The organism is Polaromonas sp. (genome assembly GCF_016185115.1).
Classification (GTDB): Bacteria; Pseudomonadota; Gammaproteobacteria; order Burkholderiales; family Burkholderiaceae_C; genus Polaromonas.
This window is the reverse complement of record NZ_JACPOF010000015.1, coordinates 630,873-651,945: the sequence shown is the minus strand read 5'-3', so window position 1 is coordinate 651,945 and position 21,073 is coordinate 630,873. Positions and strand designations below refer to the sequence as shown.

The following is a 21,073-nucleotide window of genomic DNA, read 5'->3' as shown; positions in this document are numbered from 1 at the left end:
GGCGTCATTCAGGGCCTGAGGTAATACGGCACAAAGATGTCATTGGCCTCATTGCCTACCGACCTGACCCATTCGCGCGAGAACTTCTCGCCCATGCGTTTTATTTCAAGGTCCAGGTCCTGCGGTATGCGCTCTATCTTCACGCCATTGGCGCGCAGCTCTTCAGTCGCACTGGTCGCCAGCGCCTGGCTGGCCTCCCAGCCGCGCAGTTCGGCATTGCCCGCAGCCTTGAGAACCATGCTGCGTGCGTCGGGTTTCAGGGCCTCAAATGCCTTGTTGCTGACAAATACAACATTTTTCGGAAACCAGGCATTGATCTCGTAGTAATACTTGATGGGCCCCCAGACCTTGTTTTCTACCCCCGTCAGGGCCGAGGTGATCATGTTGTCCATGCGGCCTTCCGACAGCGCCTTGCCCACGTCCACCATGGCGACATCGACAGGTTTGGCACCCAGCATCTCGGCGATGCGCAAGGTCGTGGAGTTGTAGGTACGCATCTGCGTGCCCCTGAAGTCGGCCAGACCCCGAATCGGTTTGCTCGAATGCAGGCCCTGCGGCGGCCAGGGGACGGCGTAGAGCAGCTTGAGGCCGCGCTCGGCAAAGTGCTTTTCGATGCCCGGCCGCTGCAGCTTCCAGAGCCGTTGTGCATCGCTGTAGGAGCCCACGACAAACGGTATGGAATCCGCACCGGCCAGCGGTATCTCCTTCACCATGCTGGTCATGATGGTCTCGCCCGCCTCGGCCTTGCCCTGCTGCACAGCCTGGCTCACCTCATTGAGCTTGGCCAGCGTGTTGTTGGGATGCACCTGGATGACCAGCTTGCCCGCGGTGGCCTGCTCCACATCACGCGAGAACTGCATGATGTTTTGCGTGTGGAAAGACTCGGCCCGGTAGCCCGTGGCGAGCTTCCAGGTGGTCTGCGCCTGTATCGCAGGGACGTGACTTGCCAGCACCGCGCAGAACGCGGCTGAAAAAATGTGTTTCATGAAAACTCCTGGGAGTTGGGGAAACGTTAGGGAGGGTTTCGAGGAGAAGTTGTCCCTGGCGCCCGGTGCATGTCGGTAGTCATCGCGCTCAGCCTCGCCTGTCGGTCACAAACATCTTGCCGGGTGCATGCGTGATGCACAGTGACAGCCGGCTCGATTGCGCAATCCACTGCGGTGTCACACCGCACGCCCAGAACACCGGTACCTCGTCAGGCATGATGCTCACCGCGTCGCCATAGTCCGGTTTCAACAGGTTTTTGATGCCTATTTCCGCCGGGTTGCCGATGTGCAGGGGCGCGCCATGCGCCAATGCAAATCGGCCGGATACTTCAACCACCTTGGCCACATCGCGGCTCTTGATGGGCCGCATGCTGACCACCATGTCGCCCTGGAAAGGGCCCGAAGGCACGCAGGCCAGATTGGTGCGGTACATGGCCACATTGCAGCCCTGGTCCACATGCCGCAGGCGCACGCCCTCGGCAATCACCGCCGCTTCAAACGAAAAGCTGCAACCGATCAGGAAGGTCACAAAGTCCTTTTGCCAGAGCTCGGAAATGTCACTGCGCTCCTCGACAAACTCGCCATCGCGGTAAACGCGGTAACCGGGCACATCGGTCGCCAGGTTGGCGCCCGGTGCGCAGGCCGGCTCGAACTGGCCCGGCTCCAGCACCTCGACCAATGGGCAAGGCTTGGGGTTGCGCTGGCAAAACAGCAAAAAATCAAACGCCTGGTCCTGCGGCACGATCATCAGGTTGGCCTGGATGTAGCCCGGCGCGTGACCTGCGGTGGGGGCAGTGAACTTGCCCGAGCGGCTGGCGGCGCGCAGGTCGGATGGTTTGTCAAATATCTTGTTCATGGTGGCGGTATTCATCATCAAATCCATTAATCGATCAAAAGCCCAGATAGGCCTTCTTGACCTTTTCATCATTCAGCAAATCATGCCCCTTGCCCTGCATCACGATGCGGCCAGTCTGTATGACATAACCATAGTGCGCGATGTTGAGCGCTTTCTGCAAATTCTGCTCGACGAGCAATATCGACACCCCGGTCTGGTTGACCTGCTGGATCACGTCCAGCACCTTGGTCACAAACTTGGGCGCGATACCCCATGAGGGTTCATCCAGCATCAACAGCCTGGGCCGTGCCATCAGGCCGCGCGCAATCGCCAGCATCTGCTGCTCGCCACCACTCATGGTGCCTGCCAGCTGGGTAGCGCGCTCTTTCAGGATGGGAAAGAGGTCCAGCATCTCGTCAATGCCGCTGGTGACTTCATGTTTGTCCACGCGGGTGAAAGCGCCGAGCTCCAGATTGCGTAACACAGTCAAACGCGGAAACAGTCGACGACCCTCCGGCACCAGTGACAAACCCAGCGGTACCCGCTTGTGTGCCGGCATGCGGTGAATCGCCTCGCCGTTGAAGGTAATGCTGCCTGCAGCTGCAGGGTTCAGGCCGGCCACTGCACGCAGCGTGGTGGACTTGCCGTTGCCGTTGCCGCCCACCAGCGCCACGATCTTGCCCGGCTCCACCGTGAGGCTGACATCGGAGATGGCCAGCACGTCGTCGTAACAGACCTTGAGATTTTTGATTTCCAGCATGGTCTAGTCCCCGAGGTAGGCAGTGATGACAACGGGGTCGTTTGAGACTTCTTTCGGCGTGCCTTCGGCAATCTTCACGCCACGGTCCAGCACCACAATCTTGTCGGCAATCGGCATGATGCCTTCCAGCACATGCTCGACGATGAGGCAGGCAATGCCTTCGTCGCGTATCTTCAGCACCACGTCAACGGCCTCCCTGACTTCGGAAGGGTTGAGGCCCGCCATCACCTCATCCATCAGCAGGATGCGCGGCTGTATGGCCAGCGCCCGCACCACCGCCAGACGGCGCTGCTCGCTGATGGTCATGCCTGCTGCAGGCCTGTCTGCAAAGCGTTCGAGATTTGCAAAGGCCAGCCACTTCAAGGCTGCTGCGCGTGCCCTGGCCACGTTGTGCTCCAGCAGCATGGCGGCTGTCATGACGTTTTCGCAGGCCGTCATGCTGGTGAAGGTGCGCGCAATCTGGAAGGTACGCGCCACACCGGCGCGGGCGCAGGCTTCGGGCGGCAATCCCGCGATATCACGGCCCTGCAGCCTGATGCTGCCGCTCGTGGGCGCAAAAAACCCGGCGACGCAGTTGAACATCGTGGTCTTGCCTGCGCCGTTGGGGCCTATCAAGCCGACCACCTGACCAGCTTCGACGTTGAATGACACGTCCTGGTTGGCCGTCAGCCCACCGAAACGCTTGCTGACATTGTTGACTTCAAGCAGGCTCATGATGCCTTTCCTTCCAGCTTGTCCCTGGCTGCAGAAGCAGCATGGGCCGCCATGCTGGCGGAGGCATCGGCTCTTGCTGCACGGCGCTCCCTGAAGCTGCGTATCCAGCCGATGATGCCGGTCGGGTAGAACACGGCGATGATGATGATGAGGCTGGCATAGATGATCACGTCAGTGCCGCGCCCGGTACCACCGAAGAGGATGCGGCTGAATTCCTCAATGCTCGTCAGCACCACGGAGCCAATGACTGGCCCCAGCAGGGTGCCGACGCCGCCGAGAATCGCGACCAGCGCCATCTTGATGGACAGCGCCGTCGACAGCACGGAGTTGGGGTCTATGTACAGCTCCTTCTGCGCGTAGAGGCTGCCACCCAGCGCGGTGAAGAAGGCGCTGACCGTCAGGGCCACCTGCTTGTAGCGGGCGATGTTGACGCCTATGCTGCGCGCCGCATCGGGTTCATCCTTGATGGCGCGAAAGTAATAACCCAGGTAGCTGCGCTCTATCCACCAGTTGGCGGCCAGCGTCAGCAGCAGCAGGCCCAGGGCCAGCCAGTAGTAAGGGAGCTTGGTCGCGAAGTTCATCCACAGCCAGCCCTGTTTGTCCATCGGCACATACAGGCCCACTGCCGCTCCGCCGTATTCCCACTCGGTGAAAAAAATCTGCACCAGCTCAGCCACCGCAATGGTCGCCATCGCAAAGTAATGGCCTTTAAGGCGAAAGCACGACCAGCCAAATGCCAGACTCAGCAAGGCAGCAATCGCCCCACCTGCCAGCACGCCAACCCAGGGATTGATGCCGAACTTGATCATCAGCAGCGTAGACGAATAGGCGCCCAGGCCATAGAAGGCAGCATGACCCAGCGACACCTGGCCGGCATAACCACCCACGATGTTCCAGGCCACACCCAGCTGCGCAGCCATGAGCACCAGGATGACCATGTTGAGGTGCGACGAATCAACCGCCAGCGGCAGCGCCAGGGCCAGCAACAACACAACAACCGTGGCCGCAATGGAAAGAGTTTGTTTGTTCATGATCACGCCTTGCCCATCAGGCCCTGCGGGCGGAACATCAGTACGCCCAGGAAGAGCACCAGCACGATGGCGGTCTTGTATTGGGGCCCAAGCAGCAGGCCGCCCATCACCTCAATCACGCCAACCAGGATGCCTGCCCAGAAAGCGCCCGTCACACTGCCGAAACCGCCCAGGTTGACCACCACAAAAGCAAGCAGGATGAAGTTGGCACCGACGTCCGGAAAGATGGGGAAGAAGGTTGAGAGCAGAACGCCCGCCGCACCCGCACAGGCCGCACCTATGCCCCAGGCCAGCGAGAACATCTTGTGCGAGTCAATGCCCATGAGACGGGCCGCTTCCTTGTCGGAGGCAGTGGCTTCAAGCGCGGCACCAAGACGGGTCTTGTTGAGAAAGAAATAAATCAGCCCCGTGACCACGATTGCACCAATGCCCGCCACCAGCTGCGGTTTACCCAGCTGTATGCCCAGCAGCTTCACAGAACCGGCGACAGCCGAGTTCTCAATCGAGCGGAAGTCTGGTTTCCAGAGGAACTGGGCCACACCGCGCAGCAGGATCATGATGCCAAAGGTCGTGAAGATCTGCGACAGCATGGGTGCGTTGATGATGCGAACGATGACCAGCTTGTACAGCAGCACGCCAAACGCAAACAGCATGATGACTGTCAGCGGCAGCGTCAGCAGGGGGTCAAGCGCATAGAGGGCGAAAAGCCAGAAGGTCGAGTACATGCCCAGCATGAGGAACTCCCCGTGCGCAAAATTCACGATGTCCATGACGCCGAAAATCATCGTCAGGCCAATCGCCACCAGCGCGTAAATCAGCCCGATAAGGACGCCTGAAGCAAGCGTCTGAAGCAGAATTTCCGTAGTCATGGGTTTTCTTTTTGGATGATTTGGTTAACGTTCGTTGCGTTTCCAGTTCGGTGCGAGGCTAGGCGCACCGCTGCAGACAGTGCTTTGGCACGGCAAGGCGGGGCAACAACGCATCGCATCGAAATGGGATCGCAACTTACTTGCGCTGGTCCCATTTGGGCATGGGCCATGTGACTTCACGTGACGCCATGTTGAAAGGCCAGACGGTGTTGTACTTGCCGTCAATGATCTGCACCAGGATGCCCTGGCCCAGCGTGTTCTGGCCTGTCGCGTCGAACTTCACACCCTTCCACGGCATGATGAGTTTGTTGCCGGCAATATCGGTGGCCACCAGCGCCTTGCGGATCGCTTCCGGCTCGGTAGAACCTGCGCGATTAATCGCATCAGCCATCACCATCATGCCGGTGAAGGTGCGCGATGAATTGCCGGTGAAGTTGATCTTGTAGCGGCTGTTGAACAGGTCATTGACCTGCTTGATCAGCGGGTTGCGGTTGGCCAGGTCCAGTGCCCAGACTTCACGGGTGATCACGTACTCGGCGTCCTTGCCCAGAGTCTTGATGAAGTCGGTGTCTGTGAACCCGGCGTTGTTGGCCAGAATCATGTCGGGCGAAAAGCCAAGCTCCTTGTATGTCTTCATCGACAGGATGGCATCAGCCGTGTATGACGACTGCAGCACGAGGTTGGGATTGGCCGCCTTCAGCGTCTGCACTTCAGAAGTCAGCTGCGTGGTCTTGGCCGGGTAAACAATCTGCTTGGCCAGGTTCTGCTTGTACTCAAGGGCCAGCTTGGCCTGCAGCTTGGTGGTCTCTGTGCCCCACAGGCCGTTCTCGTTCAGGCTGGCCACGACACCGGCCTTGATGCCTTTGCGGGCTTCCAGTTCTTTCAAAAACTCGAACGCGTTGTTGACAAAAAGATCGTCATGCGGCGTGGTGCGGAAGAACCACTTGAAGTTGCGTGCGGTGAGCGAAGCAGAAGAAGACTCGGGGTTGAGGAAGGGAATGCCTGCGCGCTCGGCGATCTGGCTGGCGGTTGCAGTGACGGCGCTGTTGTAGGCACCGACAAGCGCCACAACCTTCTCCTGGGTGATCAGGCGTTCAGCCTCGGTCGCGCCGGTTTGCGGGTTGGCCTGGTGGTCGGCAAACACCAGCTTGATCTTTGCGCCCTTCAGGTTGGGCAGGCCCTTGCCTGCGGAGAAAGGCAGCTGGGCAATACCGGGTGCGCCGTTGTTGATGATGTCGGCAGCCAGCTCAAGTGCGCTGCGCAGTTCTGCACCGACGGATGCACCTGGCCCTGTGAGGGGGTACAGCACACCGATTTTTATTTCCTGCTGTGCATGGGCGCTGAACGCGAACCCGGCAGACAGAACGACTGAAGCCACTCGGGCTACCCATGATTTCCTCATTTGAAACTCCTCGTAAAAACATGACAGTTGAATGACATGTGACGAAGTGTGCGTTTGTCAAAACGCTAAATCAAACAAGAAATTTTTCGCTTAGTTCATCGATTTTTTCGATGATAAGGATTTACCCTGATGCACCTTTTTTGTGGATATTGCGGTTTTTCGCAGGCCTGTTTTGGTGCCTTCGTTGATGCCAGGTTTGCCGCCTGTCGCCTCAGCCGCAAACTCGACGGCCGACCTCACGACAGTTTCAACTGAAGACGACGTCGGGTCTGTCCGGTAGCTGGCGTGTATGGGCAAACCCTTCACTTTCTTGTCGCAGGTCAGCATTTTGAGGCTGGCAAAACCCGTCAGGCGCTGGACCGCCGCACGCGGCAAAAGCGCCACACCAAACCCGCCCTGCACCAGCTGGACCATGGCCGATATGGACGAAATCGCGTGCACCTTTTTGGGCTCCATGCGGTTCTGTTTGAACAGGTCAAGCAGCGTGACATGCGGTTGGGAGCCCTTCTGGAAGGTCAGCAACTCCATCTCGGCGAGCTCGTCCAGCCTGTAATTTCTTTTTTTATGGAGCAGCGGGTTGCCCACAAAAGCCATATCCATGACCGGCAGCGCATGGTTTCGCACGCCATCGGCGGATGCAGGCAGCACGGCAAACACCAGATCAAGCGTGCCGCGCTCTATCTGCTCCATCAGGATGGGTGTGGTTTCAACGGTGAGCTCAAGTTCCAGCCCGGGGTGGTCGATGCGCAACTTCTCAAGCCAGGGAATCAGCCAGGAATGCAGCACCGATTCAATCGCGCCTATGCGCATGGCGACCGCCATGGGCGCACCCGAACCCATCTCGGCCTTGACCTCACGCTGCAGGTCGAGCAGCTTCTGCGCGTAGATCAGAAAGCGCGCACCCGCAATCGTCAGCTTGAACTGTTTGTCGCGCCTGTCCAATAGCAGGATGCCCAGCTCTTCTTCGAGTGTGGCGATGCGGCTGGACATGGCTGACTGCGTGAGAAAAAGCTTTTCTGCAGCGCGCGAGATGCTTTTCAGCGACGCCACCCAGTAGAAGGCTTCAACAAAACGGAGGTTCATAAGGAGTAGCCGTGGGTTACGGAACGGATTTCGGGGTATCTCCGGGGAACTGGCGCGGGATTTGCGTCTATCCTAGCCTTACCTTCAACCATTTCAATACTTCCCAATCTGGAGTCACCATGAAATTCAAGCTTGCACTGGTCGCCACGGCCCTTACCCTGGGCACATCCGCTTTTGCACAGACCAAATGGGATTTGCCCGCAGCCTACCCGGCCAGCAACTTCCACACTGAAAACCTGACCCAGTTCGCAGCCGACGTCGACAAGGCCACAGGCGGCAAGCTCAAGATCACGGTGCATGCCAATGCATCGCTCTTCAAGGCCAATGAGATCAAGCGCGCCGTTCAGGGCGGCCAGGCACAGATTGGTGAAGTCCTGCTGGTCAACTTTGAAAACGAAAACCCGATTTACGGCCTCGATGGCCAGCCTTTCCTTGCAACCTCCTACGCTGAATCCAAACTGCTGTACCAGGCGCAGAAACCTGCGTTGAGCAAACTGCTGGACGTGCAGGGCATCAAGCTGCTCTACACCGTGGCATGGCCACCGCAAGGCATCTATACAAAGAAAGAGATCGGCTCTGTCGCCGACCTGCGCGGCATCAAATGGCGCGCATACAGCCCCGCCACTGCCAAGATTGCAGAACTGATTGGCGCGCAGCCCGTCACCATACAGGCAGCCGAGCTGTCACAGGCACTGGCGACGGGTGTGGTTGAAAGCTACATGAGCTCGGGCTCCACCGGCTACGACTCCAAGACCTATGAAAGCCTGAAGTACTGGTATGACACCCAGGCCTGGCTGCCAAAAAACGCGATCCTCGTGAACAAGAAAGCGTTTGATGCGCTTGACCCCGCCACGCAGGCAGCAGTCACCAAGGCAGCCGCCGATGCGGAAGTGCGCGGCTGGAAGCTCAGCGAAGAAAAGAACGACTGGTACAAGAATGCGCTGAAGGAAAAAGGCATGAAGATTGTTGCACCGCCAGCCAAGCTGACGGCCGACATGAAGCAGGTGGGCGTGATCATGGTGGCCGACTGGCAGAAAAAGGCTGGCCCTGAAGGCGTGGCCATCGTTGCCGACTTCAACAAGCTCAAAGCCGCCAAGAAATAAAGCATGCGCAAATTTCTTGACCGGCTTTACCTGGCAGGCGGCGCACTGGGCGCCGTCTTCATCGCACTGATTGCCGTGCTGATGATAGGCCAAAGCATATTGCGGGAGTTTCGCGTCAACACGGGCGCCGTCAACGATGTGGTGGCCTGGTTTTGCGCGGCTGCCGCATTTTTTGCGATGGCCCATGCCTTCAAGCACGGCGACTTTGTGCGGGTGACGCTGCTGCTTGAAAAGGTTGGTGAAAAAACCCGCCGTGCGATGGAGCTGGTATCACTGGCCATTGCGTCCGTCGCGGTGGCCTACCTCGCCTTGTCGGCTTGCCGGTTCACCTACGAAAGCTGGGAGTTCAATGACATCGCGCAGGGCCTGTTGCCCATGCCGATGTGGATTCCACAGCTGAGCTTTGCGCTGGGTTCCATCCTGCTGCTGGTTGCCGTGGTCGATGAATTCATCATCGTGCTACGCGGCGGCGTGCCCACCTTTGTACGCGAGGTCGCAGAGCGGCATGCGCGTGGTGATTTCTCATCAGAAGTTTGAATTGTGGCTGTCATCCCGGACTCGATCCGGGATCCATCCTCTACACACTTAGCGTCCTTCCAAAAACATAAAGAACTAACAAATCATGGACATTTTGATGGTGGGCGGCATTTTGCTGCTGCTCATGATGGTGCTGCTTTCGGGTGGCGTATGGATTGCCATGACACTGGCCATTTGCGGCTGGGTCGGGCAGGCCTTTTTCACGACGACACAACCCGGCAAGAACCTTTTCAGCGCCTTCTGGGAAAGCAACGCCAGCTGGGAGCTCGCTGCCCTGCCCCTGTTTATCTGGATGGGCGAAATCCTTTTTCGCACCAAACTCAGCGAAGAGATGTTTGAGGGCCTGAGCCCCTGGCTGAACCGCATTCCCGGCCGGCTGATGCACACGACCATTCTGGGTTGCGGCATTTTTGGCTCGGTATCTGGCTCATCAGCCGCCACCTGCGCCACCATCTCGCAGGTCGCCCTGCCCGAGCTGGTCAAGCGCGGCTACAGCGAAAAGATCGCACTCGGGTCCCTGGCAACGGCCGGCACGCTGGGCATCCTGATTCCGCCATCCATCACCATGGTGGTCTATGCGGTGGCAGCCGACGCCTCCATCATCCGCATCTTCCTGGCGGGCTTTCTGCCCGGCTTTTTGCTGATGGCGCTGTTCTCGGGCTACATCATCTGGTGGGCGCTGCGCAATCCGGCGCTGCAGCCGCCGCCCGACCAGCCGACCACCTTCATGCAAAAACTGCACAAGTCGCGCAACCTCATCCCATGCGGTGCGCTGATTGTGTTTGTCTGCTGGGTGCTGATTGCAGGCTATGCCACGGCTACTGAATGCGCAGCCTACGGCGTGGCCGGCTCGCTGGGGCTCGCGCTCTGGAGCCGCTCGCTGACATGGCAGAACTTCAAGGACGGCCTGATGGGCACCACGCGCACCAGCTGCATGATCATGTTCATCCTGGCCGGAGCGTCCTTCCTCACCAAGACCATGGCCTTCACAGGCATTCCGCGCGAACTGGCCGAGTGGGTAGACCACATGCACCTGTCGCCCTTTGCGCTGATCTTTGTGCTGACCATCGTCTACCTGATTCTGGGCACAGCGCTCGACGGCATCTCGATGATCGTGCTGACCAGCGCCGTCGTGCTGCCCATGATCCAGAAGGCCGGCTTCGATCTGATCTGGTTCGGCATCTTCATCATCCTGCTGGTCGAGATTGCAGAGGTCACGCCACCCGTGGGCTTTAACCTCTTTGTGCTGCAGAACATGACCGGCAAGGACAGCAATACGATTGCGCGGGCGGCGATTCCATTCTTCGGGTGCCTCGTGGTATGTATTGTGCTGATCACTGTGTTCCCGCAGATCGTGACGAGCTTGCCTAATTTGGTAATGGGAGTGGAGAAGTAGGAAATTTTCCGCTCTCCGATTTTTGCCGCCCAACTCAGGAGTTAGACCACTCGGATGGCGCCCACCAATCTTGATCGCTTGAAAGTACCTGAGGATCGCGAGCCTGACCTGCGCCTCTACAGGCGGCTTTGGCTCTCTCGGATCGACCTTGGGGAGGCCAAGGACATTGCTTCAGAGCTATTAGCAAGTAAGTTACGCATCCCCCGCTCGAGACCTATGACAGGCCAGTTGCTTGCATTGAACACGGCCTTAGTTGTTACTTACGCTCGGCCGTTCGTTAGCTCAAGGGGAACCTCCGTCGCTGAGAAGGCAGTTCCTGGGTCGTTGCTTCGGGTTCTCACCTCAACCGAGCGTGAATTTCATGAAGAACTCATCGAGATGAGGAACAAAGAGGTCGCTCACACCGATGCCGACTATTTGGACCTCACCATCGAGGTATTTCCCGATGGTGATGGAGGAATTTTTCGCGCCACTAGGCAGGCGCTTCGGCGGCCGGCTGTGCGCGCCTTGCACACAATAATCGAGAAGCTCGAGCACGCTATTGAGTCGCGCTGCGAAGAGCTGCGAACTCTTCTGCCTCACAATGTTTGGATGTAAATAACATCGTCACCATGGGAAGATTAACGAGATCTGCCCTGCGGATCGACGCGGATTTGAGGGCATCATGTCTTCGATAACGCAACCTAGATCTCCCTCGTTGTTCACGACAAGGACCGCCTAATCTTCTTATTGATTCCTCTCCAGACCTCTGCACTAAAGGTCCTTATGTGCCGACTAATCAGTCAGTCACGAAAAGGCCGCAGCAGCCTTTCATCATCCGTCAGCGCCCAGGTCTTCATGCCAGTCGCCGCCTCAATCGCCTCACGATACGGCGGCATGTTGGTGCATTCCAGTACCACATGCTCCAGTGACGGCTCACGCTTTTTAAGCGCCACTGCAGCTGCGACAACTTCTTCGCTGGTCTTGATGACATCCATATAAAGCTGGTTGCCCAGAATGGCGGTGGCGAATTCGCCTTTGGGGTCTACGCCCTGAATCACCACGTCTTTCAGCCGTTCGCGCGGCACACCGGCGGCGCGTATGTGTTCCTGGCCAAGCTTGCCGCTGCTGATGGTCAGCACGCCAACCTTGGCGTTCGTCGCAAGCAGGCCGGGTAACTGCATCAGGCTCGACGTGATGACCGGCACCTTGACGGCGGCCTGCAGCTCTTTTTGCAGCAACACCAGAAAACCGCAGCTGGTGGTGATGGCCTTGGCGCCGTCGCGCTCCATGGCCCGCACCACAAACACAAAGGCGGGCACCACCCGTGCACCGCGCAGGCCTGCAGCTGATTGCACAACCTTGTCGGGCCAGGCGCCCTTGACGGTGCGCAGGCTGGTGGGCACACCAAAGGCGTCGGGGTGGCCGATGTCGCCGGGGATGCGGGGGAAGCGTGTGTCGAGCATCACGACGCCGAGAAAGCCTGTATCAGCGGCCGGAGGTTTCTCTTCAGGCTCGACTGGAACAGGGGGCGCAGGTAAAGTCATGACTTATTGTCTAACCAAAACAACCATGCCCAGCGCCCCACTGCTTTCCATCATCGCCATCTCCATAGGTGCAGCCATTGGTGCGGTTGCACGCTGGGGCCTGGCGCTGTGGCTGACGCCGGGCGGCATGATTCCCTGGGGCACGCTGGCGGCCAACCTGATTGGGGGTTACCTGATTGGCGTGTGCATCGCGGTGTTCCAGGCCGTGCCTGACCTGGACCCAGTCTGGCGGCTGCTGCTGGTCACGGGCTTTCTGGGGGGGCTGACGACGTTCTCATCGTTCTCGGCGGAAGTGGTGCTCTACATGACAGAGGCGCGCTATGGCCTGGCCGTGTTCACGGCCGTCATGCACATGAGCGGCTCATTCATCATGACGTTTCTGGGTTTGAAAAGCGCGATGTTTTTCCTCGCCCACCGCGTCGCCTGAGGCGCGCAAATCAACTCTCAGTGCTTGTGATCGTGCGCAGCAGGCGTGCCTGCAGCGGCAGCAGCGCCGGGCGCCGTGACTGATACCGGTACGGTGATATTGAGTTTGCTCTCAACGCCTTTTGCATTTTTGAACAACAGTGTCATGGGCACCATGCTGTCTTTGGCCAGTGGCGTCTTCAGGTCCATCAACATGACGTGGTAACCGCCGGGCTTGAGGTCCACCGTTTTACCGGCTGGGAGATCCAGCCCGCCAGGCACGGCGCGCATCTTCATGACATCGCCTTCCATCTTCATCTCGTGCACTTCGGCAACGCCTGCCACCGGAGTGGACAGGCCCACCAGTTTTGTGCCTTCGCTGGCGGTGATGCTCATGAAGGCCCCTGTGCCTTTCTGGCCCTGCACGGTGGCGCGCGCCCAGGCCTTGTCGACCTTGACCGGCAGAGTTTGCGCAAAGCTGCCGACGCCGATGGCCAGCAACGCAGCCAGAGCGACTGACTTGAATGGGGTAGATGCTTTCATAACTTTTTTTCCTTCAACGGGACGTATGGGTTTTCAATTGATCTGACTGTCTGATCGTTCAATGGTTGTGTTCGCCACTGCCGCCGGTGGGCATGATTTCCAGCACCGCCGCCGGGCTTTTCAGGTCAGACATCTTCTGCCCTGCCTTTGGTGTTTCAACCCAGTCGGTACGGCCTGACTCACACACCTGGCTCACGGGCCAGTACATGGGGCCGGCCTTGCCCGGCAACTTGCCCTGCAACACAAATTCGTCGTACCAGTCATTTTGCAGGTAGTCGGCCGGTGTCTTTGCCGTCCAGGTGATGCGCGAGACGTCTTCGGTCACGGTGCGGCCATGATCCATCACGGGCTGTGCGAGCTTTTCGCGGGCTATGTCCAGCGCCCAGCCGGCTTTGGGCATGGGCTTGGCACCCTGCACGCCCGCCGGGATGGTGACGACGATCTGTTTGACAGGTGACGTGCCGCAACCGTGGCCGACCTTGAAGGTGGCCTTGTAATAACTGCCGGCATTGGCGACCTGGTATTCAAGTACCACGTGCGCGGCGGCTGGCAGGCTGGCCATGCACAGCAGGGCTGCAGCACAAACTGCCAGGGATGTTTTGTTGAGCTTGTTTTTCATGATGTATTTCGTGTGATGAAGAAAAGGAGGCCATCAAAGGTCGAACTTCAGCTCGGCCACCAGCGTACGCTGCGGATAGGGGTGAAAGTTCCAGTACTTGTAGTTGTTGAGGTTGTCTATGCCGACGGCTGCCACCCATTGCCTGCTGACCTGGTAACGCACGCGCACATCGGTGGTGAAGTATTTGCTCGCACCCATGTAGGCGTAACCATTCACATCGGCATTGTCAAGTGCGGAGAACTGTGGGCCGCTGTAGCGTGCGCCGAAAGTGGCACTCAGTTTCGGATCAAAGCGGTAGCTGACCAGCGCGGTTGCGCGCCACACGGGCACGCGTGGCTGGTATTTGCCGATGGTGTCGCCGGGCGTCACCACAAAACCTGCGTTCTCCCTGATGCGTGAATCCGCATAGGTCACGCTGCCACTCAGGTCCAGGCCTTTTTTGAACACGTCGTTGCCGTTGTACGCGACTTCAATACCTTTGGTCTGGATGCGGCCTACGTTCTGCACGCGGCTGACGTTGAGGTTGGCCGCCGGGTCAAACGTGGTTTGTGAATACAGCGAGTCACGCACGTTCTCGGTGAAAAAAGTCATGCGCAGCAGGCCGTTGCCCAGGTCTTTTTCAGCCGAGAGCTCTGTCGTCCATGATTTTTCAGGCCGCAGGCTGGGGTCGTTGACGAAGCGCGAGTTGACTGTCGCGGTCGCGCCATACAGCTCGCTGACGGTAGGAAAGCGCACCGCGCGCCCGGTTGATGCCTTGAGCACCGTGTCGGTGGACCACTGGTAGGACAGCGCGGCCTTGGGCGAAACTGCAGTCTCGCTGCGGTTGCCATAGATGGCATTGGCTGCGTTGCCCACACCAAAGGTGGTGAAGCCATTGGAGGCGCTCCAGCTCTCGACACGTGCGCCCAGCACCGTCTTCCACTTCGCAGCGAAGGCCCAGGCATCTTGCGCGTACACACTGCGCAGCCGCGTGCGGCCGCCCACATCGTTGACAACAGTGCCGGCGCTGTCGGTCAGGTAATTGCCTGCGATGCTGGATCGCAGGATGCGCAGCGCGTAGTTGTCCTGCTGGTAGCCGAAATCGACCACATGCGAGCCCTTGATGCCGTTGACGGAATCCGGCCGCCAGATGCCTTTAAGCGACAGCGTGTTCCAACCGGTGCCGTTCTGGTCGGTGATGGTGCCTGCGCCACCCAGCAGCGCGCCGGGCTGGGCAGTGGTGGCTGCGCGCTGCTGGTCCTTCTGGTAGTTGTACAGGCTGGCTGCCACTTCCCAGTCGAACACGCCCTGGGTGTTGGACTTGACCGACAGGCCGTGCATCAAGTGCACCAGTGCGTCGTTGCTGGTGCCAAAGTCGGTGGCCGCCAGCGTGTAGCCGCGGCCGTTGATGCTGACGTTGCCGCTGTAAACCGGGGCACCTGCCACATCGCGCAAATACGTTTGCGATGTGTTCTGGGTGTTGTTCTTCCAGTAGCCCAGGGTCCAGGCCGCGCGCACGGTCGATGAAAAGTCATAGGCCAGCTTGATTTTGGCGTGCTCCTGCGTGGTGTCGTACTGCGTGGCGCTGCCCAGCAGCAGCCAGGGCGTGTTGGTGCGGTCAAGGCCGGGCACGGCGCCTGTCACCACGCGCGCGCCCACAGCCGGAGCCGTGGTGCTGAGCGCCTTGGTGGTGAAGGTCAGCGGCTGGCCAGCGCTTTTGTTGCGGTTGATGTTGGCAAACCATGACCAGTCACCCACCTTGTTGCCCAGCGAAGCACTGGCCTGCGAGCCGCTGAAGCTGCTGTCGGTGCCGTACAGCCTGAAGTTCTGCGTGAAGCCGGTGAGCTTGGCGTGGGCTTCAAACCTTGTCGGCATGCGCGTGACGTAGTCCACCACGGCGCCCACCGAGTTGCCTGGGTAAGCCGCAGAAAACGGGCCGTAGAGCACATCGACGCGCTCGATTTCTTCAGGCGTCACCAGCCCCCAGCGCGGCGCGTAGGTGGCGCCGTTGCCCAGGTAGTTGGACAGCAAAATGCCGTCGGCATAAACCATGGAGCGCGCCGAGTTGCCGGTGCCCGATGCACGGCTGGACAGCACCGCATGGTTGTAGTCGCCGATGTAGCGCTTGCGCACCAGCAGGCTGGGGAAGTACTTGAGCGCATCTTCGCTGTCCGTCGCGTTGATGGCCTGCTCTATCTGCTCTTTCGTCACGCCTTCGATGGTGGTCGGGATTTGCGTGGGCAGTGAAGTGGGCTGGCCGCTGTTGATGGTGACCACGCCCAGCGATCTGGCGGGTGCCGCGTCTGGCGTCGTCTGCGCGAAGGCAGGCAGGCTGGCCAGCGCGCCTGCCGCCATGCAACTCAGGCGAAACCGCGCGCGGGTTCGGGAAGGGTTCATGAAATCCACACATTGAAAAGAAAACAGGCAGCGCCGTGGCCTCAAAAGAAAAAAGGCAGGGGCGCAACATGGCTCAGGCGCAAGGCTTGAGCGGTTTCAGTTCAAAGTGCTGGGGGGCCGCGGCTGAACGGCAGGCCGGGGATGGATTCGGCCAGGTGGGCAGGTGTAGAGGCGTCAGCCACCTGGGTGCCGGGTGCGCAGGGAATGCTGGCAACTTCAAGTGCTGGCAGCGCCATGCCCAAAGAGCCGCACAACTCGCAGTGCGTGCCGGTTTTTGAGGCGCTGCCGCCGCCTGCATCAGCGCCATCAGGGCTGCCCTGCGCGGCCATGTTGACCACACACACGCCGCCCAGCTTGCCAGTACGCACTTCTTCGGCCAGCATGGTCGCCGGCGCCACCAGCGCCGAGACAACGGCGAGGAAGCTGAGGAAGGCCGCGAACCTGGCCCAGATTGATGGGCGGCTGCGCGATGACGGAGGGGAGAACACGGGTGGATTATAGGTAGAGGTCAAAACCGGCCGGTTTTGATGCGATGCGGAGTGTTTCTGCCACGCCGGGGAACCCGAAGCAGTTAACGCATCACAAATGAATCTTTAAGCACTTAATGATTTATTTATGACGCATTATTCAAAAGCAACACGTCCAGTCGCCCCATCAAGGGAAAAATCGGCCAAAAGAGAGCATTTTTTGGCCATTTTCAGGCATCAAATTGGCCTCCAGACCAATAAATACGCACGTGAGCAGCTACGTTTTTTATAGCGAGCAGGAGCGGAAACCGCAAAAAATGTCGTCACGCCCGGGCAGGTAGAAGTTGCGGTACTTCGGGTTCTTCATGCGGGCGCGGGTGGCGAAGGATGCGCCGCGCAGCACCTTGTGTGTTTCAAACCAGGGTTGTGAATATTCGGCGTAGGGGTCGGGCGAAAAGCCGGGGTAAGGCCTGAAGGTGGTGCCCATCCACTCCCACACATCGCCCCAGCGAAAACCGCGGCGCACCGCCGTGTGGGCGGCGACCTCCCATTCAACTTCGGATGGCAGGCGGCGGCCAGCCCAGCGGCACCAGGCGTCGGCCTCCCACCAGCTCATGTGCATGGCGCTCTGGTTGCCGGACATGCGCCTGGGCACGCCGAAACGCGTCTGCATCACCGCGCCGCTGGCCACGCCTATCTGGTCCACATAACGCGGCCCGCGCCTGCCCTCGCCTTCAGCCAGCTTTTGCAGCCACTGCCAGCCCTCGGGGTGCCACCACTCCGGGCTGTCGTAACCGCCGTCGTCGACAAACTCGACAAACTGCGCCCAGGTCACGGGCTGGGCATCGATTTCAAATTCAGGCACCTGCACCGGGTGCTGGTTTTTTTCGTTGTCGAACACAAAGCCGCTGCCAGCGCCTGCGGGGCTGCCCAGTTGCCAGACGGTGGCCGGCACCAGCACCGGCTCACGCCCGGCCATCGCAGGCGGCGTGAACACGGCCTGCAGGGCAGGATCGAGCGGCAGGCCCAGCGTCTGGGCTGTGTATGCCAGCGCCTCGGCGTGCATGTCTTCATGAAACAGGCACAGGCGATAAAAGTAAAGCGCGTCATCGTCGTCACCGGCTTTTTCAAGCAGCTCCAGCGTGCTTTCCAGCGTGTCGAGCAGGTAGGCGCGAATGTTGTCGGCACCTGGCAGCGGCAGCGCCCAGCGCGTGTCGTGCGCTACGTGGCTGGAGTCCCACCAGAGGTCAGCATTGGGCTCGATCGAGGCCAGGCGGGTGTGCGGTGAAGACAGCCGTGTACCCATGGCGCGCTGCATGTTGCGGCCTATCCACCACTCCTGGAACCAGCCGATATGGCCAAGCTCCCACAGTGGCGGGTTGATCTCCGGCATCAGGGGCATGCTGAAGTTCACGGCCTCCAGCGCCTTCTGGTACTGGGAGAAAAGGTGCAGCGTATGATTGCGCGCATCCATGAGCGCCAGAGACAAAACGTCGCGACCCGCGCTGCGCATGAGCGGCGAATCGATCAGTGCGGAGGTCGTCCTGGCGGACGCGGCATGTAGCGGAGGCTTTGAATCTGAGGCCACAAATATCGTCCTGAAAAATATCGTGCTGGTCAGCCCGGCGCTGCAGGAGTCGAACAACGGCAACTGGCACACCGCGCACCGCTGGGCTAAATTTCTCTCGGGTCATTGTGACACTGCACTGATGCAGCAATGGCCACCACCCCGGGGAGCTTCATCCACACGCCGCGAGCCGCAACTCATGCTGGCCCTGCATGCCCGCCGCTCGGCCGGATCGATCCACGCCTGGGCCCAGGCCTGGCCCGCAAAACCCCTGATCGTCGTGCTGACGGGCACCGACCTGTATCGCGACATCCACACCGACGCGAACGCGCAACGCTCGCTGGCGCTGGCCACGCACCTGGTGGTGCTGCAGGATGCCGGGCTGGCCGCGATGCCTCAAGCCTGGCGCAGCAAGACGCATGTCATTTACCAGTCGGCCCCGCGGCTGGTGCCGGCCATAAAGCCGGCCCGCAGCTTTTGCGCGCTGATGGTCGGCCACCTGCGGCAGGAGAAAGACCCGCTGACCTTCATGAAGGCTGCAGCGCACGACTTTGCAGCCGGTACAAGATTTGTACAGATAGGCGATGCACTGGAGACGTCTCTTGCAAGCGCCGCGCAGGCCACCGCGCAACAGACACCACGCTACCGCTGGCTGGGCGGCCTGCCGCGCGGCGCCACGCGCCAGTACATCAAGCGCGCCCACGTGCTGGTCAACTGCTCGGAGATGGAAGGCGGTGCGCAGGTCATCCTCGAAGCGATACAGGCCGGCACACCGGTGCTGGCCTCACGCATCAGCGGCAATATCGGCATGCTGGGCGATGACTACGCGGGCTATTTTGAAACGGGTGACCACGCGCAGCTGGCGACGCTCATCAGGCGCTGCATGGCAGAACCCGAATTTTTGGCGCTGCTGCAGGACCAATGCAGGCAGCGGGCCCCACTTTTTGAACCCGCACGTGAACGAAGCCTTGTCCTAAACTTGGTGAGAGACCAGATACAGGGCGCACTGCGCGCCAGCCACCCGAAAGACCCGCCATGAACGCACCCGAAGCCCTCAAACTGAACCCTGCCCCACGCCTGACCAGCCTGTCCCACGGGGGTGGCTGTGGCTGCAAGATTGCGCCCGGTGTGCTCAGCGAGATCCTCAAGAACTCCAGCAACCTGCCCATACCCAAAGAGCTGCTGGTGGGCATTGAAACCGCCGATGACGCGGCGGTGTATTTGCTCAACGACGAACAGGCACTGATAGCCACCACCGATTTCTTCATGCCCATCGTCGACGACCCCTATGACTTTGGCCGCATCGCCGCGACCAATGCCATCAGCGATGTGTACGCCATGGGCGGCACACCCATCATGGCGCTGGGCCTGGTGGGCATGCCGATCAATGTGCTGCCGCTGGAAACCATTGGCGCCATCCTGCGCGGCGGGCAGGATGTCTGCCGCGACGCGGGCATACCGATTGCTGGCGGCCACACGATTGATTCTGTCGAGCCTATTTACGGCCTGGTGGTGCTGGGCCTGGTGCACCCTTCACGTGTGAAGAAAAATTCAGGTGCGAAGGCGGGTGACATCCTCATCCTGGGCAAGCCGCTGGGCGTGGGTATTTTGTCGGCTGCGCTGAAGAAGGAAATTTTGCCGTCCGAAGGCTACGCGCAGATGATTGCCGTGACCACACAGCTGAACAAGCCCGGCATTGAACTGGCCAAACTCGACGGCGTGCATGCGCTGACCGACATCACCGGCTTTGGGCTGGCCGGCCACGGGCTGGAACTGGCGCGCGGCGCAAAACTGAAGATGCAGATCAACATGAATCAGATCCCGCTGTTGCAGGGCGTGCTGGATCTGGCGGCAAAAGGTGTGGTTACCGGCGCATCGGGCCGCAACTGGGCGAGCTATGGCGGCGAGGTATCGCTGCCGGTCGGCATATCTGCCGCACAGCAGGCGCTTTTGAGCGACCCGCAAACCAGCGGCGGCCTGCTGGTCTCGTGTGCACCGGAGTGCGAGGCAGAGGTGCTGGACTGCTTCAGGCGCGGCGGTTTCATGCAGGCAGCCACCATAGGCTGCATGGCTGAAGGCAGCGGGTTAGAGGTCCTGTAAACCGGACACGCCAGGAACCCCCAAAACACGCTGTTTTTAGGGGTAAACCCGGAATTTTTATGTCAGGCTTTCTTCAGTGCGCCGCCGTGCATTGGGCGTACCATTGCCCGCTAGCCCACCCGGCACAAGCGCGTGGGCATTGGGTTTGTTCGCATCATTCAACCAGACTTATTTCGGAGACATACCGTGTCTGCACTTCTAAAACTCGCACTGGCTTTTGACTGGCTTTCGACAAAGCTCGGGAAGATCGCCGCATGGACGGTGCTGATCGCAGCGCTCATCTCGGCAGGCAACGCCATGATCCGCTACGGGCTCAACACCAGCTCGAACGGCTGGCTTGAAATCCAGTGGTATCTGTTTGCCGCCACCGTGATGCTGGGCGCACCGGTGGTGCTCAAGCTCAATGAGCATGTGCGCGTTGACATCATGTACGGCAGGCTCAAGGGCAACGGCCCGGTCTATGTCGACCTGTTCGGGCTGATCTTTTTCCTGTTGCCGGCCATGGCCGTGCTGGCCTGGCTGAGCTGGCCGCTGTTTCTGGACAAATTCAACACCGGCGAGATGTCCCAAAGCGCCGGCGGCCTGATCCGCTGGCCCTTCGTGCTGCTGCTGCCGCTGGGTTTCGGCCTGATGTTTGTGCAGGGCCTGTCGGAGATCGTCAAGCGCATCTGCTACCTGAAGGGCATCTTCGAGATGGATACGCACTACGAAAAGCCGGTTCAGTAAAACCGCACTTTCGCACGCCCGTACTTTC

Annotated in this window: 22 protein-coding genes; 7 read left to right on the top strand and 15 right to left on the bottom strand. The window is 59.8% G+C overall.

Annotation, left to right across the window (positions count from 1 at the left end):
- Nucleotides 1-8 precede the first annotated feature (8 nt).
- The 8 genes from HYX42_RS09580 to HYX42_RS09545 form a co-directional block, all read right to left on the bottom strand.
- On the bottom strand, nt 9-986 hold the full coding sequence (locus tag HYX42_RS09580) for a TRAP transporter substrate-binding protein (protein WP_293402227.1): 978 nt from the start codon (nt 984-986) through the stop codon (nt 9-11).
- Nucleotides 987-1,074: 88 nt separating this feature from the next.
- Nucleotides 1,075-1,857 (bottom strand): putative hydro-lyase, encoded by a 783-nt coding sequence (locus tag HYX42_RS09575; RefSeq protein WP_293402225.1) that lies wholly within the window; start codon nt 1,855-1,857, stop codon nt 1,075-1,077.
- A gap of 19 nt (nt 1,858-1,876) precedes the next feature.
- Entirely contained in the window at nt 1,877-2,581 is a 705-nt protein-coding gene (locus HYX42_RS09570; RefSeq protein ID WP_293402223.1) for an ABC transporter ATP-binding protein, read from the bottom strand.
- A gap of 3 nt (nt 2,582-2,584) precedes the next feature.
- Entirely contained in the window at nt 2,585-3,295 is a 711-nt protein-coding gene (locus HYX42_RS09565; RefSeq protein ID WP_293402221.1) for an ABC transporter ATP-binding protein, read from the bottom strand.
- Nucleotides 3,292-4,326 carry a branched-chain amino acid ABC transporter permease gene (locus HYX42_RS09560; RefSeq protein ID WP_293402219.1) on the bottom strand — a complete coding sequence of 345 codons (1,035 nt, stop codon included), beginning with the start codon at nt 4,324-4,326 and terminating at the stop codon, nt 3,292-3,294. The genes HYX42_RS09565 and HYX42_RS09560 overlap by 4 nt, the downstream gene beginning before the upstream one ends.
- 2 nt (nt 4,327-4,328) lie before the next feature.
- The gene (locus HYX42_RS09555; RefSeq protein ID WP_293402217.1) at nt 4,329-5,195 is read right to left on the bottom strand and encodes a branched-chain amino acid ABC transporter permease; all 867 of its coding nucleotides are present in this window, start codon (nt 5,193-5,195) and stop codon (nt 4,329-4,331) included.
- A gap of 136 nt (nt 5,196-5,331) precedes the next feature.
- A complete protein-coding gene (locus tag HYX42_RS09550) occupies nt 5,332-6,597 on the bottom strand; it encodes an ABC transporter substrate-binding protein (protein ID WP_293402215.1) in 1,266 nt (421 codons plus the stop codon).
- Between the two features lie 90 nt (nt 6,598-6,687).
- Nucleotides 6,688-7,680, bottom strand: coding sequence for a LysR family transcriptional regulator (locus HYX42_RS09545; RefSeq protein WP_293402213.1), 993 nt, complete (start codon nt 7,678-7,680; stop codon nt 6,688-6,690).
- 119 nt (nt 7,681-7,799) lie between these two features.
- Between HYX42_RS09545 and HYX42_RS09540 the strand changes: the two genes are divergently transcribed.
- From HYX42_RS09540 to HYX42_RS09530, 3 genes are all read left to right on the top strand, one after another.
- A complete protein-coding gene (locus HYX42_RS09540; protein WP_293402211.1) occupies nt 7,800-8,783 on the top strand; it encodes a TRAP transporter substrate-binding protein in 984 nt (327 codons plus the stop codon).
- A 3-nt stretch (nt 8,784-8,786) separates the two neighbouring features.
- Nucleotides 8,787-9,320 (top strand): TRAP transporter small permease subunit, encoded by a 534-nt coding sequence (locus HYX42_RS09535; RefSeq protein WP_293402209.1) that lies wholly within the window; start codon nt 8,787-8,789, stop codon nt 9,318-9,320.
- Between the two features lie 85 nt (nt 9,321-9,405).
- The gene (locus HYX42_RS09530; protein WP_293402207.1) at nt 9,406-10,716 is read left to right on the top strand and encodes a TRAP transporter large permease subunit; all 1,311 of its coding nucleotides are present in this window, start codon (nt 9,406-9,408) and stop codon (nt 10,714-10,716) included.
- Between the two features lie 342 nt (nt 10,717-11,058).
- On the opposite strand, the gene HYX42_RS09525 is transcribed toward HYX42_RS09530, so the two are convergent.
- Complete coding sequence (locus tag HYX42_RS09525) at nt 11,059-11,253, bottom strand: hypothetical protein (protein WP_293402204.1); 195 nt, start codon at nt 11,251-11,253, stop codon at nt 11,059-11,061.
- Between the two features lie 245 nt (nt 11,254-11,498).
- Complete coding sequence (locus HYX42_RS09520; protein ID WP_293402202.1) at nt 11,499-12,242, bottom strand: aspartate/glutamate racemase family protein; 744 nt, start codon at nt 12,240-12,242, stop codon at nt 11,499-11,501.
- On the opposite strand from HYX42_RS09520, the gene crcB reads away from it, so the two are divergent.
- Nucleotides 12,241-12,669 carry a fluoride efflux transporter CrcB gene (crcB, locus tag HYX42_RS09515; protein WP_293402200.1) on the top strand — a complete coding sequence of 143 codons (429 nt, stop codon included), beginning with the start codon at nt 12,241-12,243 and terminating at the stop codon, nt 12,667-12,669. The genes HYX42_RS09520 and crcB overlap by 2 nt on opposite strands.
- A 17-nt stretch (nt 12,670-12,686) precedes the next feature.
- Here crcB and HYX42_RS09510 read toward each other — a convergent pair whose 3' ends face one another.
- The 5 genes from HYX42_RS09510 to senA form a co-directional block, all read right to left on the bottom strand.
- A complete protein-coding gene (locus HYX42_RS09510) occupies nt 12,687-13,190 on the bottom strand; it encodes a copper chaperone PCu(A)C (protein ID WP_293402198.1) in 504 nt (167 codons plus the stop codon).
- 58 nt (nt 13,191-13,248) lie between these two features.
- Complete coding sequence (locus tag HYX42_RS09505; protein WP_293402196.1) at nt 13,249-13,809, bottom strand: YcnI family protein; 561 nt, start codon at nt 13,807-13,809, stop codon at nt 13,249-13,251.
- A gap of 33 nt (nt 13,810-13,842) precedes the next feature.
- The gene (locus HYX42_RS09500) at nt 13,843-16,143 is read right to left on the bottom strand and encodes a TonB-dependent receptor (protein ID WP_293402467.1); all 2,301 of its coding nucleotides are present in this window, start codon (nt 16,141-16,143) and stop codon (nt 13,843-13,845) included.
- A 143-nt stretch (nt 16,144-16,286) separates the two neighbouring features.
- A complete protein-coding gene (locus HYX42_RS09495) occupies nt 16,287-16,673 on the bottom strand; it encodes a DUF2946 family protein (RefSeq protein WP_293402194.1) in 387 nt (128 codons plus the stop codon).
- 265 nt (nt 16,674-16,938) lie between these two features.
- Nucleotides 16,939-18,165: a selenoneine synthase SenA gene (senA, locus tag HYX42_RS09490; protein WP_293402192.1), complete on the bottom strand. Its 1,227-nt coding sequence runs from the start codon at nt 18,163-18,165 to the stop codon at nt 16,939-16,941.
- Between senA and senB the strand changes: the two genes are divergently transcribed.
- The 3 genes from senB to HYX42_RS09475 all read left to right on the top strand — a co-directional run bounded on the left by senB (nt 18,125) and on the right by HYX42_RS09475 (nt 21,045).
- Entirely contained in the window at nt 18,125-19,258 is a 1,134-nt protein-coding gene (senB, locus tag HYX42_RS09485; protein WP_293402190.1) for a selenoneine biosynthesis selenosugar synthase SenB, read from the top strand. The two genes, senA and senB, sit on opposite strands and share 41 nt — an antisense overlap.
- Nucleotides 19,255-20,319, top strand: coding sequence for a selenide, water dikinase SelD (gene selD, locus HYX42_RS09480; RefSeq protein WP_293402188.1), 1,065 nt, complete (start codon nt 19,255-19,257; stop codon nt 20,317-20,319). Before senB ends, selD begins: the two co-directional genes overlap by 4 nt.
- A gap of 186 nt (nt 20,320-20,505) precedes the next feature.
- Nucleotides 20,506-21,045 carry a TRAP transporter small permease subunit gene (locus HYX42_RS09475; protein ID WP_293402186.1) on the top strand — a complete coding sequence of 180 codons (540 nt, stop codon included), beginning with the start codon at nt 20,506-20,508 and terminating at the stop codon, nt 21,043-21,045.
- Nucleotides 21,046-21,073: the final 28 nt, after the last annotated feature.

Coding starts and splice junctions, on each gene's coding strand:
- selD (WP_293402188.1), top strand. CDS start 19,255: ATGAACGCACCCGAAGCCCTCAAACTGAACCCTGCCCCACGCCTGACC.
- HYX42_RS09535 (WP_293402209.1), top strand. CDS start 8,787: ATGCGCAAATTTCTTGACCGGCTTTACCTGGCAGGCGGCGCACTGGGC.
- HYX42_RS09540 (WP_293402211.1), top strand. CDS start 7,800: ATGAAATTCAAGCTTGCACTGGTCGCCACGGCCCTTACCCTGGGCACA.
- HYX42_RS09505 (WP_293402196.1), bottom strand. CDS start 13,809: ATGAAAAACAAGCTCAACAAAACATCCCTGGCAGTTTGTGCTGCAGCC.
- HYX42_RS09555 (WP_293402217.1), bottom strand. CDS start 5,195: ATGACTACGGAAATTCTGCTTCAGACGCTTGCTTCAGGCGTCCTTATC.
- HYX42_RS09570 (WP_293402223.1), bottom strand. CDS start 2,581: ATGCTGGAAATCAAAAATCTCAAGGTCTGTTACGACGACGTGCTGGCC.
- HYX42_RS09575 (WP_293402225.1), bottom strand. CDS start 1,857: ATGAATACCGCCACCATGAACAAGATATTTGACAAACCATCCGACCTG.
- HYX42_RS09550 (WP_293402215.1), bottom strand. CDS start 6,597: ATGAGGAAATCATGGGTAGCCCGAGTGGCTTCAGTCGTTCTGTCTGCC.
- HYX42_RS09500 (WP_293402467.1), bottom strand. CDS start 16,143: ATGGCGGCAGGCGCGCTGGCCAGCCTGCCTGCCTTCGCGCAGACGACG.
- HYX42_RS09530 (WP_293402207.1), top strand. CDS start 9,406: ATGGACATTTTGATGGTGGGCGGCATTTTGCTGCTGCTCATGATGGTG.
- crcB (WP_293402200.1), top strand. CDS start 12,241: ATGACTTATTGTCTAACCAAAACAACCATGCCCAGCGCCCCACTGCTT.
- HYX42_RS09565 (WP_293402221.1), bottom strand. CDS start 3,295: ATGAGCCTGCTTGAAGTCAACAATGTCAGCAAGCGTTTCGGTGGGCTG.
- HYX42_RS09510 (WP_293402198.1), bottom strand. CDS start 13,190: ATGAAAGCATCTACCCCATTCAAGTCAGTCGCTCTGGCTGCGTTGCTG.
- HYX42_RS09580 (WP_293402227.1), bottom strand. CDS start 986: ATGAAACACATTTTTTCAGCCGCGTTCTGCGCGGTGCTGGCAAGTCAC.
- HYX42_RS09520 (WP_293402202.1), bottom strand. CDS start 12,242: ATGACTTTACCTGCGCCCCCTGTTCCAGTCGAGCCTGAAGAGAAACCT.
- senA (WP_293402192.1), bottom strand. CDS start 18,165: ATGCGCAGCGCGGGTCGCGACGTTTTGTCTCTGGCGCTCATGGATGCG.
- HYX42_RS09560 (WP_293402219.1), bottom strand. CDS start 4,326: ATGAACAAACAAACTCTTTCCATTGCGGCCACGGTTGTTGTGTTGTTG.
- HYX42_RS09545 (WP_293402213.1), bottom strand. CDS start 7,680: ATGAACCTCCGTTTTGTTGAAGCCTTCTACTGGGTGGCGTCGCTGAAA.
- senB (WP_293402190.1), top strand. CDS start 18,125: ATGAGCGCCAGAGACAAAACGTCGCGACCCGCGCTGCGCATGAGCGGC.